14 protein-coding genes are annotated in these 15,366 nt (G+C 67.9%); 5 read left to right on the top strand and 9 right to left on the bottom strand.

Features of this window, described 5'->3' with window-relative positions:
• Positions 1-122: 122 nt before the first annotated feature.
• Positions 123-2,693 (bottom strand): penicillin-binding protein 1A, encoded by a 2,571-nt coding sequence (locus tag HUA76_RS34640; protein ID WP_174463234.1) that lies wholly within the window; start codon positions 2,691-2,693, stop codon positions 123-125.
• 32 nt (positions 2,694-2,725) lie between these two features.
• On the bottom strand, positions 2,726-3,682 hold the full coding sequence (locus tag HUA76_RS34635) for an RluA family pseudouridine synthase (protein WP_141644288.1): 957 nt from the start codon (positions 3,680-3,682) through the stop codon (positions 2,726-2,728).
• Positions 3,683-3,726: 44 nt separating this feature from the next.
• Here HUA76_RS34635 and HUA76_RS34630 point away from each other — a divergent pair, with 44 nt between their 5' ends.
• The 3 genes from HUA76_RS34630 (at position 3,727) to HUA76_RS34620 (ending at position 7,098) form a co-directional block, all read left to right on the top strand.
• Positions 3,727-5,193 carry a pentapeptide repeat-containing protein gene (locus tag HUA76_RS34630; protein ID WP_174457538.1) on the top strand — a complete coding sequence of 489 codons (1,467 nt, stop codon included), beginning with the start codon at positions 3,727-3,729 and terminating at the stop codon, positions 5,191-5,193.
• 140 nt (positions 5,194-5,333) lie between these two features.
• Positions 5,334-5,969, top strand: a complete 636-nt coding sequence (locus HUA76_RS34625) for a hypothetical protein (protein WP_174463233.1) — start codon at positions 5,334-5,336, stop codon at positions 5,967-5,969.
• Positions 5,970-6,198: 229 nt separating this feature from the next.
• The gene (locus tag HUA76_RS34620) at positions 6,199-7,098 is read left to right on the top strand and encodes an alpha/beta fold hydrolase (RefSeq protein WP_174463232.1); all 900 of its coding nucleotides are present in this window, start codon (positions 6,199-6,201) and stop codon (positions 7,096-7,098) included.
• Here HUA76_RS34620 and HUA76_RS34615 read toward each other — a convergent pair.
• Both HUA76_RS34615 and HUA76_RS34610 read right to left on the bottom strand, forming a co-directional pair.
• Positions 7,091-7,687: a hypothetical protein gene (locus HUA76_RS34615; protein WP_174463231.1), complete on the bottom strand. Its 597-nt coding sequence runs from the start codon at positions 7,685-7,687 to the stop codon at positions 7,091-7,093. The two genes, HUA76_RS34620 and HUA76_RS34615, sit on opposite strands and share 8 nt — an antisense overlap.
• A gap of 79 nt (positions 7,688-7,766) precedes the next feature.
• Positions 7,767-8,678: a hypothetical protein gene (locus HUA76_RS34610; RefSeq protein WP_174463230.1), complete on the bottom strand. Its 912-nt coding sequence runs from the start codon at positions 8,676-8,678 to the stop codon at positions 7,767-7,769.
• Between the two features lie 847 nt (positions 8,679-9,525).
• On the opposite strand from HUA76_RS34610, the gene HUA76_RS34605 reads away from it, so the two are divergent.
• A complete protein-coding gene (locus tag HUA76_RS34605; RefSeq protein WP_174463229.1) occupies positions 9,526-9,858 on the top strand; it encodes a hypothetical protein in 333 nt (110 codons plus the stop codon).
• Here the strand turns inward: HUA76_RS34605 and HUA76_RS34600 are convergent.
• From HUA76_RS34600 to HUA76_RS34585, 4 genes are all read right to left on the bottom strand, one after another.
• Positions 9,855-10,436 (bottom strand): MOSC domain-containing protein, encoded by a 582-nt coding sequence (locus HUA76_RS34600; RefSeq protein ID WP_174463228.1) that lies wholly within the window; start codon positions 10,434-10,436, stop codon positions 9,855-9,857. The genes HUA76_RS34605 and HUA76_RS34600 overlap by 4 nt on opposite strands.
• A 35-nt stretch (positions 10,437-10,471) precedes the next feature.
• The gene (locus tag HUA76_RS34595; protein ID WP_174463227.1) at positions 10,472-11,449 is read right to left on the bottom strand and encodes an MBL fold metallo-hydrolase; all 978 of its coding nucleotides are present in this window, start codon (positions 11,447-11,449) and stop codon (positions 10,472-10,474) included.
• 90 nt (positions 11,450-11,539) lie between these two features.
• A complete protein-coding gene (locus HUA76_RS34590) occupies positions 11,540-12,493 on the bottom strand; it encodes a DMT family transporter (protein ID WP_371817333.1) in 954 nt (317 codons plus the stop codon).
• A gap of 75 nt (positions 12,494-12,568) precedes the next feature.
• Positions 12,569-13,552, bottom strand: a complete 984-nt coding sequence (locus tag HUA76_RS34585) for a GNAT family N-acetyltransferase (RefSeq protein WP_174457543.1) — start codon at positions 13,550-13,552, stop codon at positions 12,569-12,571.
• 192 nt (positions 13,553-13,744) lie between these two features.
• Here HUA76_RS34585 and HUA76_RS34580 point away from each other — a divergent pair, with 192 nt between their 5' ends.
• Complete coding sequence (locus HUA76_RS34580) at positions 13,745-14,305, top strand: cytochrome c oxidase assembly factor Coa1 family protein (protein ID WP_174463226.1); 561 nt, start codon at positions 13,745-13,747, stop codon at positions 14,303-14,305.
• Positions 14,306-14,391: 86 nt separating this feature from the next.
• On the opposite strand, the gene HUA76_RS34575 is transcribed toward HUA76_RS34580, so the two are convergent.
• Positions 14,392-15,357: an electron transfer flavoprotein subunit alpha/FixB family protein gene (locus HUA76_RS34575; RefSeq protein WP_141644298.1), complete on the bottom strand. Its 966-nt coding sequence runs from the start codon at positions 15,355-15,357 to the stop codon at positions 14,392-14,394.
• Positions 15,358-15,366: the final 9 nt, after the last annotated feature.

The following is a 15,366-nucleotide window of genomic DNA, read 5'->3' as shown; positions in this document are numbered from 1 at the left end:
TCGCCACGCTGACGCGTCGCGGGGATGCCCACTATCAGCACCGCGCGGGAGCCTGAAACGACTCGGGCCCCGCGTCCTCCCGAGGGAGGCGCACGGGGCCCGGAGGTCCACGGCGGTGAGCGCTACTGCGCGCCCATCATGAACTGGTCCACGTCGACAGTGTTCTTGTCGGGCACGGCGTCCTTCGGCTCGGTGCCCTTCTTGAAGAACATCAGCTCGGAGCCCTTCGCGCCGGGGCTCGCGATCTTGCCCGTCTTCTTGTCGATGTGGAGCCGCACCAGGTCCATCGACTGCCACGGGTAGAACTCCGACTGCGGCCGGCCCTCCAGCGCGCGCTTCATGTAGTTGAGCCAGATGGGCAACGCCGCGCGGCCACCCGTCTCGTAGCGACCGAGCGGATGCGGGTTCAAGTCGTAACCCACCCACGCCACCGTCACGAGGTCCCGCGTGTACGCCGCGAACCACGCGTCGAAGGAGTCGTTCGTCGTCCCCGTCTTGCCAGCCGCGGGCTTGCCCAGGCGCGTGGCCGGGCCACCCGTTCCCTGGAGCACCACGCCGCGAAGCAGGTGCGTGAGGATGAAGCCGACCTCCGCGCTCATCACCTGTTCACCGGGCTCGAAGAGGCGCGCGTAGCCGGCGGCCACGCGGTCCTGCAGCGGCGCCCACGCGTCGTCGAACGCGGTGTGGTCCTCCAGCGTGCGGCCAAAGCGGTCCTCCACCTTGCGCACGAAGTACGTGGGCTTCTTGCGGCCGTAGCGGTTGAACGTCGCGTAGGCGTTGGCCAGGTCCACCGGGTACACGCACGAGGAGCCGAGCGCCGCGGAGAAGTCCATGTTCATGGGCGTGGTGATGCCCAGCTTCGTGCTCCACGCCGCCATGTTCTTCACGCCCACCGCGCCGAACGTCTTCACCGCGGGGATGTTCATCGAGTTGACGAGCGCGGTGCGCAAGAGCACGTCGCCCACGAACTCCTCGCTGTAGTTCGCCGGCTTCCAGGACACCTTGTTGTCCGGGTCGTGCTCGACAATCGGCGAGTCGACGATGACGGACGCCTCCGTCCAGTTCAGCTGCTCCAGCGCCGCCGAGTACACGAAGGGCTTGAACGAGCTGCCCGGCTGACGGCACGCCTGGAAGGCGCGGTTGAACTCGTTGTCGTCGAAGTCGTACCCGCCCACCATGGCCGTGAGGTACTGGCGGTGGGGGTCCACGGAGACGAGCGCGCTCTGGGCCTCGGGCGTCTGCTCCAGCCGGAAGAGCTTCACGCCCTCCTCGGGGATGTCCTCGGCCAGCTTCTTGTCCCACTGCTCCTTGTCGTCCGTGAGGTCCTTCTTCGTCACGTGACGCACGACGACGAGGTCGCCCACGGCGATGGCCTTCTTCACCGACGAAATCATCATCGCCGGGTAGTAGCCCTCCGGGTTCACCTTGCGCGCCCAGCGCATGCCGAGCAGCGGCAGCCGCCCCGCATGCGGGCCCACCTGGATGTCCGCGCCCCTGCCGTCCGAGTCAAGCTGCGTGACGGCGGCCACATAGAGCCGGCCCTCGGTGAGGTCCTCCTTGCCCATGGACCTCTTCGCGCGGTCGATGAAGGCCTTGAGCGCCCCCGGCGTGAGCTGCTGCACCGGCCCGCGCCAGCCCTGGCGCTTGTCCACGGAGAGCAGGCCATCCATCACCGCGTCCTGCGCGGCGCGCTGGCGCTCGCTGTCCATGGTGGTGAAAATCTTGAGGCCGTCCTTGAGCAGCACGGGGTTGCCGTACCGTTCCACCACGTCCTTGCGCACCTGCTCCACGAAGTACGGGGCGAACTCGTGGAAGACGTCCTCCACGGGGAACACGTTCACCACTTCCGCGTTGGCCGTGTCGTGCTCGGCCTGCGAAATCATCCCCTCCACCAGCATGCGGCGCAGCACGTAGGCGCGGCGCTTGCGAGCGGCGTCCGGACGCAGGAAGGGTGAGTAGCGGCTGGGCGCCTGGGGAAGACCCGCGATGAGCGTCATCTCCCCGAGCGTCAAATCGCGCACGTCCTTGCGGTAGTAGTTCTCCGCCGCGCTCTGCACGCCGTAGCTGTGGTGCCCGAGGAAGACGTTGTTCAGGTAGAGGTAGAGAATCTCCTCCTTGGTGAGCGACTGCTCCAGCCGCAGGGCGAGGATGGCCTCGCGAATCTTGCGGGTGAGCGTCTTCGCCGTGGCGGACTTGTAGCCCTCCGCGGAGATGAGCACCGCCTTCGCCGTCTGCTGCGTCAGGGTGGAGCCACCCTGGATGCCGCCGGAGCGCAGGCCCAGCTTCGAGCCAATCGTCTTGAAGGCCGCGCGCGAGGTGCCCAGGATGTCCACGCCGAAGTGGTCGAAGAAGCTGGAGTCCTCGCTGGCGATGAACGCCTGCACCAGCCGCTTCGGAATCCGCTCGTAGGGGACGACCTTGCGCCGCTCGTTGTAGAACTCGCCCGCGAGCACCGCGTCGTCCGTGTAGACCTCGGTGACGATGGGCGGCCAGTACTCGTCCACCTTGGGGATGGCCGGCAGTCCGTCCGAGTACACGTAGTAGATGGCCACCAGGCCCACCGCGCCCGCCGTGGCGCCCGTGAGGGCCAGCCACCCACCCAGCTTCAGCAGCACCTTCCACCAGCGCCCGGGGGGAACCCCCTTGAGCACCAGCTTCGAGCGGCTTCGGTCAGTCGTCTTGGAGTCGGACATACGTGTATCGGAACCTCGCGGGCGTCACGGCCTCAGGGCAGCAATGCGGCCCGCTTGAGCACGTCTCGGAGCTCGGGGGGGATGGGGGCTTCCACGGCCACCTTCGCCCCGCCTTCGGGGTGGGGAAATTCGATGCGCTCGGCGTGCAGGAACAACCGCTTGAGCCCCCAGCGCGCCTGCACGTCGCGATTGAAGGCGAAGTCACCGTATTTCTTGTCCCCGACCACGGGGTGGCCAATGGAGGCCAGGTGCCTTCTTATCTGATGGGTGCGCCCGGTCTCGATGGAGCAGGACAGGAGCGCCACCTCGCCCGACTGCTTGACGACCTTCCATCGGGTGAGGGCCTCCTGCATGTTCACCCCGCGACGGGCCTTGGACTCGGCCGTCTGCTGGTGCTCCGACAGGGGCAGGTCGATGACCCCGGACTCCTTGGGCATCTTCCCCTTCACCAGGGTGATGTAGCGCTTCTTGGAGAGGCCATGGGTGAAGACCTCCGTGAAGTGCACCATCGCCGGGCGCCGCTTGGCGACCAGGATGACGCCGGAGGTCTCCCGGTCCAGGCGGTGGGCGGGTGACGCCGTGAAGTCGTTTCGGACGGCCTTGGGTCCCAGATAGGCGCGCACGTAGTCCACCAGCGTGCCGCCGGTGATGCCGCTTCCGGTATGGACGGCCATCCCGCTGGGCTTGTCCACGGCCATCAACCAGTCGTCCTCTCTCAGAATGACCAGCCGGCTGGGGTCCACCGGCGGGGGGGGACGGTCCACTTTCGGACGGTCCTCTCCCCTGAGCGTCTGCTCGTCTCCACGGATGGTGAGCACGTCTCCGTCCGCGAGCAACTGCTCGGGCTGGGCACGTTTCCCGTTCACCCGCACCTTCTTGGTGCGAATCATCTTGAACAGGTGGCTCACGGGGACAGTGGGGAGCCGTTTGCGCAGGAGCTTGTCCAGGCGCATCCCGGCGGTGTCGGTCTCGATTCGGTACTCGATCATTTGTGCTGGCGCGCGGACCAGACCATACGAATAATCCCCGGTCCATGCCGAAAGCCCCCAGTATCGAGAAGCTCCTCCAGAACGGGTCGGCCGAGTGGAACCGACTGCGCAAGGGCGGTCAGGTCCCGACCGAGCACACTGGCGCCACCTTCACGCAACTTTTCTCCGCCAACGCGGACTTGTCGGGCCTCGGGCTCGTCGGCTCCGAGTGGGAGCGGTGCGATCTGTCGAAAATCAACTTCCGGGACACGGACCTGTCGAACGCCTATTTCCACGGCGGACGGCTGCAGGACTGTGACTTCCGGGGGGCCAACCTCGAAGGGGCCACCTTCGAGAAGCTGAAGCTGCTCCGCTGTGACTTCACGGGCGCCAAGGGTCTGGACGACGTGGAGATGGACGATGTGGACATGGACCGGGTGGTCGGTCTGGACGGAGAGGAAGCGCCTCCGCCGCCTCCGCCTCCCGCCCAGGGCATCACCGCGTTCACCCGCGAACAGCGGGAGAAGGCGTTGGGCGTGCAGGCCGCGGCGCTCATGATGGGAGAGCCGGCGGAGGAGCTGCCGCCGTTCAAGCCGCAGGACCCGCCCGGCTCGCTCTTCTTCCGGGGCCTGAAGCGCCTGGCGATGCCGCCGTTGTGGGTGTTGGACGTGCCGGGCTTGAGGCCGCTGGTGCCGCAGCGGATGCCTCCGGGCAGCTCGCTGGAGACGCTCTACCGCGAGGCGGTGAAGACGCGGCTGGAGAACAAGAAGCCGTCGGCGGACCCGGGCGTGGTGGAGAAGGCGCAGAAGGCGCTGCGGATGGGTGCCAAGGACGCGGCCGTGTCGGCCATGTACCTGCGCGAAGTGGGCGTGTTGCCGCTGTTCCGCTTCTCCGCGGCGCAGGTGTTGAAGGCGGCGCTGCGCGAAGAAGTGGACGTGGATGACCTGACGGGGTCCATCGACCCTCGGACGACAGGCGCGCTGTTGGAGCTGCGGCTGACGCACGAGGTGGTGGAGCACCTGCAGGAGGCTCGGCGGCGGCTGGCGGCGACGCAGCTGTACACGTCGCTGCTGGAGGCGGGCTTCAACCCGGACAACAACTGGGATGAGGCGCTGGAGTCGAGCGAGGCGGCGCTGGAGCTGGCGCATCTGGCCACGGGCGACAACCGCGACACGCTGTTCGAGGGCTTCCAGGTCTTCTCGGCGCTGCCCGAGGAGGCGCGGTTGCGCCGGCTGGCGTATCTGGCCGAGTCGGTGTCCAACCTGGAGCTGGTCAGCCGGCTGCCGGAGGGGATGGAGCCGGCGTGGCTGCACGGGCCGGAGACGCGCGAGTGCCACGAGCGGGAGATGACCTACGTCCAGTCGCTGAAGGCCGAGGACATCCCGACGAAGGTGGCGGCGCTGGCGAAGGCGGAGCTCGGCGTTCCCGAGGGCTCGGTGCCCGAGGAGAGCGACGGGGATTTGTTCATCCACCTGCGCTGTGACGTGTGTGGCAAGGAGAAGCTCATCGTTCAGTCGCCCGACGCGGAGTGACGGCGAGTTGAACGGTGGGGCCCTCGGGGCCGCTGGAGTCCTCTTCGGGACTCGGCGGCCCCGAGGTGTTTCTGGAGTCCAGGCGCCGACGCATGGGGGCGCGCGTTGACGTCGAAGCGGGCGTGAGCCCACGCTAGGGCATGGTCGACCACGGTCAGGTGACGGCGGCACCGCTGGAGCGGAGTGCTTCGTGGGCCCTCATGGCGCAGGTGCTGCTCACGGGCGCCCTGTTCGCCGCGGTGCCGTATGCGGCGTCGATGGTGCCGTTCGAGCGCATCTACATCGACGGTCCCTACAATGCCCCGCATGAGCAGGACCCGCTGTATCCGGTCCGCACGGCGCTGATTGTCGCCGGGCTCGTGATTCCGGTCCTCGCGCTGCCCTTCGCCTTCATCGGCTGGAGGCGGAGGCAGACACATCCGGGGCCCGCGATGCTTCAGCTGAGCCTGCTACTCAGCGCCTTCGTCATCGGGTGGCGGAACTATCCCTACTATGCGCTGGGCATCTACCGGGCCTATCTCGGCGAAGCACGGGTCCACGATTTCGACCCGGTCGGACTCTATCCATTCCGCGATGCCCGCTGCCTGCCGTTCGAAGTGGGCGTTCTTCTCCTCTACCCCATCGCGGCAGTGGCGGTGCCTCGCATCGGTTATCGGCTCTTCCATGAGAAGAAGCGGATGACGCGTGCGTTCGCCATCGGCGTGCTGCTCAGCCTCGCCACGACGGTGCTCGCGTTCGCCAGCACACCGAAATACATGTTCTGGTTCATGGACTGAGCAGCCACGCTCGGAGGCCGTTCCGCGAAGGCACGCGGGGGCCTTGGGGTGAGCCTGGAAGACAGCGGCCTCGCGCCAGCCCGGATGGTCTGGAGGCGTCCCTGCGGCGAGGCGCGGCAGGTGCTCTCCCGGCGGCCCGTGGATGCGCAGCTTGGCTGAGGACACAGCAGGCCCTCGCGTCCCGACTTCCGCGTACACGACGCGAGGGCTCGTACGAGGAGGTGTGCTCATGCCAGGGGTCCATCACAGGACGGTGAAGGTGGACGGCATCGACATCTTCTATCGCGAGGCCGGTCCCGAGGATGCCCCCGTGGTGCTGCTGCCGCATGGCTATCCGTGCTCGTCGTTCCAGTTCCGGAACCTGTTGCCCGCGCTGGGGGATTCGTGGCGGTTGATTGCGCCGGACCATCCGGGCTTCGGGTACAGCGAGACTCCGGACGCGAGTCGGTTCGACTACACGTTCGACGGTTACGCGCGGTACCTGGAGCGGTTCGTGGAGACGCTGGGGCTCACGCGCTATGCGCTGTACCTGCATGACTACGGCTCGCAGTTCGGGTTCCGGCTCGCGTTGAAGGCGCCGGAGCGCGTGGCGGCGCTCGTCATCCAGAACGGTGACATCTACGAGGACGCGTTCGGGCCGAAGTACCAACCGCTTCGGGAGTACTGGGAGAATCCGACGGCGAAGGGGCGAGAGAAGCTCGCCGCGGCGGTGAGCGAGGAGGGCTTCCGGGGCGAGTTCATTGGAGAGATTCCGGAGTCTCTGGTCGACCGCGTGAGCCCGGACCTGTGGACGCTGTCCTGGCTGCTGGTGCAGCGGGAGCGGCGCAAGGAACACTGGGTCCAACTGCTCGCGGATCAGCGCACGACGCTGGCGTGGATGCCGAGGTTCCAGGCGTACCTGCGTGAGTTCCATCCGCCGACGTTGATTGTGTGGGGGCCGCACGACGGGTACATGCCCGAGGAGTCAGCGCGGGCGTACTTGCGAGACTTGCCAGATGCGGAGCTGCACCTGCTCGACGCGGGACACTGGGCGCTGGAGACGCACCTGGATGAAATCGCGTTCCTCATGCGGCGCTTTCTTCAGCGTGTGCATGCGTCGCGGGCGGAGGACGCGGCCTACGTCACATGATGCGTCGGCGGGCTTCGCTGACCTGGTGGGCCCAGGTGCGGGCGTCGTGGCCAGCCTGGGGGAAGTCGAAGCGGCCTTCCTCGATGAGCTGGACGAGGCGGTCGTCACGCGCGACCAGGTGCGGAACCTTCCAGGGAAAGCCGAGCGCCGCCGAACCCCGCTCCGCGTAGTCCTCGTGGGCGACGAGCGCTTCCAGATAGCGCGCGTACAGGTCGAAGAAGCGGTCCACATTCGAGGCGAGCGGCATCACGACCGGCCCGTCGAGCTCGTAGGTGTCCACTTCAACGACGGGCTGACATCCTTGCGCATCCGCCAGGCCAGGGACCGTGGCGAAGTAGTAGGCAAGATTGGCTTCCCCGCCGAAGACGCAGACCGTCAAGCCCAGGCTCTTCTGCCAACTCTCGCGCCACCAGTGGTTCTTCTCCTCGAGCTGGTTCTCGTCGTCATTGACGCGGAGGAGATAAGCGTTATCCGCGAACCTCGCGCTGCCCGACCTCGAATAGAAGGCCGCCAACATCGGGTCCAGAAGGTGCCCACCCACGCTCTGCCCTGCCTTGAGAGGACGCTGGGCGGCAGAGGTCAGGCGCATCTCAATGGACTCCCGCTCGCACACGGAGAGCAATCGGTCGAACCCAGGCAGTGGCAGATGCTCCATCGTCGAACTCCGCTCAGTTCACCTTCGGGAAACGTGCCCTCAACGCCTCAAGCGCGGCCTGCTCGGCCCGCTCGATGAAAGCCTGCTCACCCCGTGGAACTTCGACACGGTGGTACCAGGACTCGAAATGCGAGTCGATGATTCGCGTCGCGGCATCAACCTCGTCACGCGTCGCGGTTCGCTGGGCAGTCCGAAATTTCGTCCAGACACGACTCACTCGCTCGTGAATGAAGTCCTGGACCACGGCGAGCCTGCTCGAAGCATTGACGTCCTGCTCGGGGAACAGGTGTGCATATTCCAGGGGACGTCGATGGTGGACCGGGTACCGCTCCGGAAATGCGTCCATGGTGCGGGCCAGGTCCGAATGGACATTCTTGTAAGCGGCTCGCGCGGCCTTCCGCAGCCCATGCTTCTCCCCAAAATCGAGCGGCGTTGACGCCAATTTCTCGATGCGAGCCATGAGCGCACGCAACTCGCTCCGTTCGCTGGTGGTGAGCGCTCGCTCTCCTTCGAGCTGAACCTTCGCCCACAGACGCTCGAAGGCACGGCCCTCGCTCTGGGACACACGGGACAGCATGGTCCGCAACCAGCCGCTCGCAGCCTCTTTGCCCTGACCCAGCGCCTTCCGAACGATGCCACCACCTCGAACCGCGAGGAAGCCCGCGCCCCTGATGGCGACAGCGCCCACGTACCAGAGCGCCAGCTCCTGCGCGCCGCGCTGAGCCAGCCAAGTGAAGCCCTCCACGACACCTTCGCGCCAGCGCCGCACGATGTCCTCGTGCATCGCGCGGTACTCAGCGGCGACCTCCGGTTCGAGCCCCGCCGGCGTCTCGAAACCGACGACTCGCACGGACTCCACCCAACCGTCACCTTCACCCCGACCGTGGGTCAGCCGGATTCCGAACCGAACCGTGCGCGGCCCCATGCCGTCCTGGAAGGCGCGTGTGAGCCGAACCACCTCACGACCGACTCGTGACGCCGGGGCCAGTGGAGAACCACCTGCTCCGCTCCGAACCACCTGGAAACGGTGCAGTTCCCACCCGACCACGCGGCCGTCGTCCAGCACTGCGTCTGCCTCCAGCCAGGCCTCGCCCCCGTTGGGAACACCTACCCCAGCCAGGAGACGTGCCAGCCCCGATGGAACCTCGTCGGGCCCAGTGCCATCAGCCCACTGCACCGGAAGCGTCCTGGCCTCGAGTGGGCGCTCCGCGTGGCGATAGAACGCATAGTCCACCGACCACGTCGTCTCGTCCCGGCGCAGCGACAACACCACCTGCCCCGTACGCTCCAGTCCATAGCCAGAGAGCACCTCTCTCAGCGCGTCCCGAGTATCCGCCGCTCCTGCCAGACCTCCTCGATGGCCCACGCGCTCATGCGAGTCGTAGCCAGTCCAGGTGAGCGCACCTCGCTCCGACCAGAACGTCAGTGTCAGGCGAGCCCCTGCCGAGTCGATATCGCGAGCAATCGCGCCTACCTGCTCGACGACCCGGGCGACCTCTGCCTCGGCGGCCCGCTGCATCTCGGACTCGTTCTGCGCCGGAACCGCTCCACGACCCAGCCAGACATTGCCACCCGAACCTTCGGGGGTCGTCGCGCAGCCCGACACCGCGAGCAGGATGGACAGCATCATCAACCAGCCCATCGGGTCAGCCGAAACACCGAGCCGTCCAGCCCCTCTGACAGGACTCTCGTTGGTACGCTCACCATCTCCACGACACCGCATGACAGGCAGCCGCATTCAGTCGCCCTCGGCATGACCTCTAGGGAACTTCATGGCCTCCATCTTCGACATGCTTCGACTCGTCGAAAAATCCCCCGAGATTTACCTCACCTATCTCGAAGAGGAGCGTGGCCTGCAGCTCCGCAGCCTCATGGTCCTCATCACCGGATATACAGAGGCAGTCAGGGCCCATGGCATCAAAGAGCCGTTCATCGACTTCAATGGCGAGTTCGCCCGATATCTTCGAACTCGATTCGGATGGAGCACATCGGGCGGAGCCATCGGGGCCATCATCGGGGAAAGCCCCACTGCGGACGCAGCCTGGGAACGGTTCTGGCCCCTCCTCTGGGAATTTGAAAAGTCCCTGAACCTTCCCGCTGACTAGGGCAGCACGTACGTCACCGGCTTCGGCAACATCACGCGGACGTCATCTCCCGCGCGGATGACACCGGGCCGGTCCACCCAGGCCACCAGGCCCCGGCGCTCCCACGCGGACTTCACGAAGCGACTCGCCAGCTTCACCCGGTCCGGATGGTGCTCCTCGATGACCTTCCCCGGTCCGATGCACGGCTCGTTCTCCCCTTCCACCGCGAGCACCGCGTCGTCGGGAAAGAACAGCCGCGTCCCTGGCGGCACGTGCGTCAGCCTTGGCACTCCCGTCAATTCCAGGTTCGCACCCAGCCACGACGCGAGCACCTTCGGCACTCCGAGCGTCTCCGCCACCAACGCCAGCTCCTCCGTCGACACCAGCGAGAGCTGCCGCGTGTTCCGGATGGGCGTCCCCTTCGGGTACCACGGCGTGCGCACGTCCGCAGGCCTCGTGTGCCCCGCGTGCCGGTCCCCTTCGATTCCCTCGAACGTCACCCGCACCTCGGACAACTCCCGAGTCACGAAGGTCTTCTTCTCGGTGCACACCAGGACGCGGACCGCACGGCCCACGAGCTGCGGAGAACGGGAAGGCATGGCCCCGTTCTACTCCAGTCCACGCCCTCGCCGCCTCACAGCAGCGACAGTTGCTGCGGCTTGCCTCCCAGCGGCCGGGCATCCACGCCCGCGTCCCGCAGCGCCTGCGCCAGCTCCTCCGCGAAGCCGTGACACGTAATCACCTCGCTCGCCCCCGTCGCCTTCACGTAGGCCATCAGCGATGGGAAGTCCGCGTGGTCCGACACCGGAAACGCCACGTCCGCGCCGTACCGCCGCGCCGCGCCCGGGTCCATCGCCCATCCCGTCAGCACCGCCGTGCCTCGTGGCCACAGATGCGCCAGCGCTCCGCCCCGCGCCTGATGCGGCGGGAAGAACAGCACCTCGCCCGGCTCCACCTTCCCGTGGAAGCACCGCAGGTTTTCAATCGGCACGCCCAGCTCCGCGTAGAGCTGCGCCACCTCGAAAATCGACGAGTGCGCCACCAGCGGGAAGCCCTTGCCCGCCAGAAACTTCATCGCCTCCTGGCTCTTGCCCAGCGGATAGCCCAGCACCACCGGCACCGCGTCCCGCTCGAGCTGCCGCCGAATCCACGCCTCCACCTGCCCCCACACCTCGTCGCGCGGCGGGAAGCGGTAGCGCGGATGACCGAAGGTCGACTCGATGACGAGCGTGTCGCACTCCGCCACCTCCGTCGCCTCCGCCGTCAGCGACGGCACCACGTTCAAATCCCCCGTGTAGACGATGCGCCGCCCATCCGCGCGGATGACTCGAAGCTGCGCGCTGCCCAGGATGTGCCCCGCCGGCAACAGCTCCAGCACCAACGGCCCCAACTCGAACGGACGGCGATACGGCGCGGCCAGCGGCGCACTCACCGGCCCCAGCCGATGCTCCATGAAGCGCAGCGTCGCCGTCGTGGCGATGGTGCGCTCATGCCTGGCGATGTGGTCCGAATGTCCGTGGCTCACGAAGCTCAGCGGCGACTTGCGCTTCGCATCCAGGGACAGGAGGGTGCCCGTCAGGTGCAACCCGTTTCGACGCAGCTCCACGCTCATGAGAAGGGCCCCGGATATAGCGCGTCCACCCACCCGTGGGCCGCTTCTCTCGCGACCTCCGCCTGTCCGCCCGGGGAGCAGCCCCCGGTGTCAGCCCGTCCCCTGCACTCCCCGTCGCCTTGACTTCCACCACGTCCAGGCCGGCGACCCCAGCTCCGCCACCAGCACCCCCGTCAGGATGAGCCCACCGCCCATCGCCTCCGGCGCGCCCAGCACCTCGTAGCCCAACACCACCGAGTACATCGACGCGAACACCGGCTCCAACGCGTAGATGACCGCCGCGCGCACCGCCGACGTCCGTGCCTGCGCCCACGTCTGGATGCTGATGGCCAGCGCGCTCGGCAACAGCCCGCACACCAGCACCGCCGTCACCAGCGACGGATTCCACTCCACCTTGCGCGTCACGAAGGGCAGGCACGCCGCCGATAACAGCGCCACGCCCCACAACTGGACCGCCACCATCCCCAGCACGCCCTCCTTCGACGCGTAGCGCTCCGTGAGGGTGATGTGCCCCGCGTACGCCACCGCACAACCCAACGACAGCAGCTCTCCCACGCTCAGCCAGCCGCCCCCCTCGCCCGGCGCGGGCCGCGTGAGCAGGTAGAGCCCCACCGCCGACAACGCCACGCCCATCAGCGCCGCGGGCTTCGGCATCCGCCGGAACACCAACAGCGACAACAGCGGGACGAACAGCACCGCCATCCCGGTGATGAACGCCGAACGCGACGGCGTGGTGAGCGTCAGCCCCCACGTCTGGAGCGCGAAGCCCAGGAACAGGAAGGTGGCCAGCACCGAGCCATGGCGCAGGTTCGTCGGGGAGAACACCTGTCGCCCCGCCAACGCGCTCAGCACCAGCGCGCCCACCCCGAAGCGAAGCGCGAGGAAGGTGAAAGGGTCCGCGAAGCTCAGGGCGTCCTTCACCACCACGAAGGTGACGCCCCAGATGAGGGTGATGAAGAGCAGCGCGCCGTCCGCCTGGAGGCCCTTGAGTCGCTCCAGGCGTGTTGGCCCGCGCCCCATGCTGTCGGGAGTGGAGATGCTCACGGAAGTCCTCACGACGCGAAGGCGCGGCGCGGGTGCTTTTGACTCACCGCGAGCCCTCACGCAACCCCGGCGACTTCAGCGCCCGGAGTCCCGCTCCAGGACCACCAATCGCTTGGAGCGCCCCGCGGCGTCCCAGGCCTCGTTCGTCCGCCGGGTCAGTGCGTCCGATGACCGACGAAAGCCCACCCTCTCGAACGTTCGCAGCGACGCGGCGTTGTCTTCGTCCACATCCGCCTGGACGCTCGGCTCCCCTTGTCGGTGTGCCTCCACCAGCAGACAGGCCAACAGCTGCGTGGCCACGCCCATCCGCCGGGCCTGAGGCGCCACCACCAGCGAACGCACCCAGACGCCCTCCAGCGGCAACCCCTCCTGCCGATACGAGTCCACCCAGGCGAAGCCGTGAAGCCTCCCCTTCGCGTCCAGCGCACCCGCCGCCGCGCCACGGCGTTCGGAGTCCTCCAGCCCCCAACGCTCGCGAAGCTGCCGGCGCAGGAAGCTGGCGGACACCACCAGTCGCTCGCTCGCGAAGAGGAGCAGGGCGTCCTGGTCCTCCGCCCGCAGCAGTCGGACCGCCAGCGGCCCCACCAGGTGGCGCCGCAGCGGTTTCGACCAGCCGGAGAAGAAGAAGTCCCTCACACCCCGATAGACTAGCCGTGTCTCGGGCCTCGCCCACGCGGTCGCCAGGGTCCGCTGGGCCACCCAGAGCGCCGGACGGAAGGGCCTGGGCAACGGCACCCGCCACCGGCCGCGCCGCAGCGCCACCACCCGGCCGAGCACTTCCCCACCCGAGCGCTCCTCCGCGCCCAGCAGCGTGGCCGTCCGCCACGGACGGGTGGACACCACCACCCGCGCCGTCAGCATCCGCGCCTGACGCACCAGCACCACGTCCCCGCGCGACGTCGCGCCAGGCCCACAGCGCAGCACCCTCACCGCGTCACCGACGCGCAGCAGGGGATACAGGTCCTGGCTTACACCTCGCACCCAGAGCTTCTGGCCCGGAGGCAGCGCCTCCAGCACGTCCAGCAGCACCTCGGTGGACGGCGTCTTCCGCGGCGGCACGCGCCACCTCCAGGGAAGTCCGGCCCCACACGAGCCTTCCCCTGTCGCTCGTCCGCCAGAATCTAGCCGCTCCCCTCTCCCACACCAACCGACGCGAGGCGCCTGGAACCCGGGGCCCTATCCCGCGCGCTCCGGGCTCGCTAAGAGAGGAGCGCCGCCCCGCCGGGAGGTGGCTCAAGGAGGAGTGAGGTCATGGACGCGACGCCCGAGGGCTCGCTGGTGCCACAGCAGGGGTGGTGGAGCCGCAACTGGAAGTGGTTCGTGCCGGTGGGCTGCCTGGGCGTGCTGGCCTCGTGCGGCTGCCTGGGCTTCGCGCTCGTGGGGCTCGGCTACTCGTCGTTGAAGAACATGGACGCCTTCACGGAGGCGGTGGCCATTGCCCGCTCCGACGCGGAGGTGCGCACCGCGCTGGGCTCGCCCATCGACAACGGACTGCCCAAACAGACGTCGGTGCGGACCGTCAACGGCGTGACGCACGCGCGGCTGGCCATTCCCCTCGACGGGCCCCAGGCCGACGGCATGCTGCACGTCGACGCCAAGAAGCAGGGCGAGGGCGAGTGGCGGTACGACACCCTCGCGGTGGAGCTGGAGGACGGCACGCGCATCGACCTGCGCGACGACGCACCCCAAGCGCCCGACGCGTTCCCCGAGGACGAAGGCGCGGAAGAGGCGCCCCTGCCACCTCCAACGGAGCCACCCGGTGGGGACGAAGACGCCCCGGAGCGCGGACGCGACAGCGACATCGAGCTGTAGGCGCGAACACCAGAAACGACGAAGGGGCGGCGCGGGGACACTGCCCCACGTCGCCCCTCGTCTTGAGCCCTCGGCGGGCCGGAGTGCTACTTCAGCTTGTGCAGCTCCGTGCGCAGCTCGGGGAGGACCTTGAAGAGGTCCGCGACGATGCCGTAGTCGGCCACCTGGAAGATGGGAGCCTCGGCGTCCTTGTTGATGGCGACGATGGTCTTCGAGCTCTTCATGCCCGCCAGGTGCTGGATGGCGCCGCTGATGCCCGCGGCGATGTACAGCGACGGAGCGACCACCTTGCCCGTCTGGCCGACCTGCAGGTCGTTGGGAACCCAACCCGCGTCACACACCGCGCGGGACGCGCCCACCGCGGCGCCCAGTTCGTCCGCCAGCGCTTCAATCTCCTTGAAGTCGCCCTTGGTGCCACGGCCACCGGAGATGACGACGCGCGCCTCGGTCAGCTCCGGGCGAGCGCTCTTCACTTCCTTGAACTCGACGAACTTCGTCTTCGACGCTTCGACCTTCGGCGCGAAGGCCTTCACCTCGGCGGCGCCCTCGCCCGTACCGGCGGCGGCGAACTCCGTGGCGCGCACGGTGAACACCTTCACCGGCGTGGTGAGCTTCACCTCGGCGAACACGTTGCCGGCCCACATGGGACGGTTGAAGGTGATATCCGCGCCCGAGCCGTTCAGGCCGGTGATGTCCGTGGCCATGGCGGCCTTCAGACGCGCGGCGAGGCGGGGCAGCAGGTCCTTACCCTGGGCGGTGGACGCCATGCCCACGTAGTCCGCCTTCAGCTCGGTGGCGAGCGTGGCGAGAACGGGGGCGTAGGTCTCCGCGAGGTAGTGCTCCAGCTCCGCGGCGGCGCCCACATGGACGGCCTTGGCGCCGGTGCCCTTGAGTTCGTCGGCGACCTTCGCGGGGTCCTTGCCGATGAGGGCGATGTGCAGCTCCGCGCCGGCCTTGTCGGCCAGCTGCTTGCCCGCGGTGATGGCGTTGAGAGAGGCCTTGCGAAGGTGCCCGTCCGGCTGCTGCTCGGCGACGATGAGAACGATTGGCATGGGAGTGTC

This window comes from Myxococcus sp. CA056 (genome assembly GCF_013336715.1).
In the GTDB taxonomy this organism is placed as follows: Bacteria; Myxococcota; Myxococcia; order Myxococcales; family Myxococcaceae; genus Myxococcus; species Myxococcus llanfairpwllgwyngyllgogerychwyrndrobwllllantysiliogogogochensis.
Note: the sequence above shows the minus strand (reverse complement) of the source record. Positions and strands in the feature narration are given on the sequence as shown.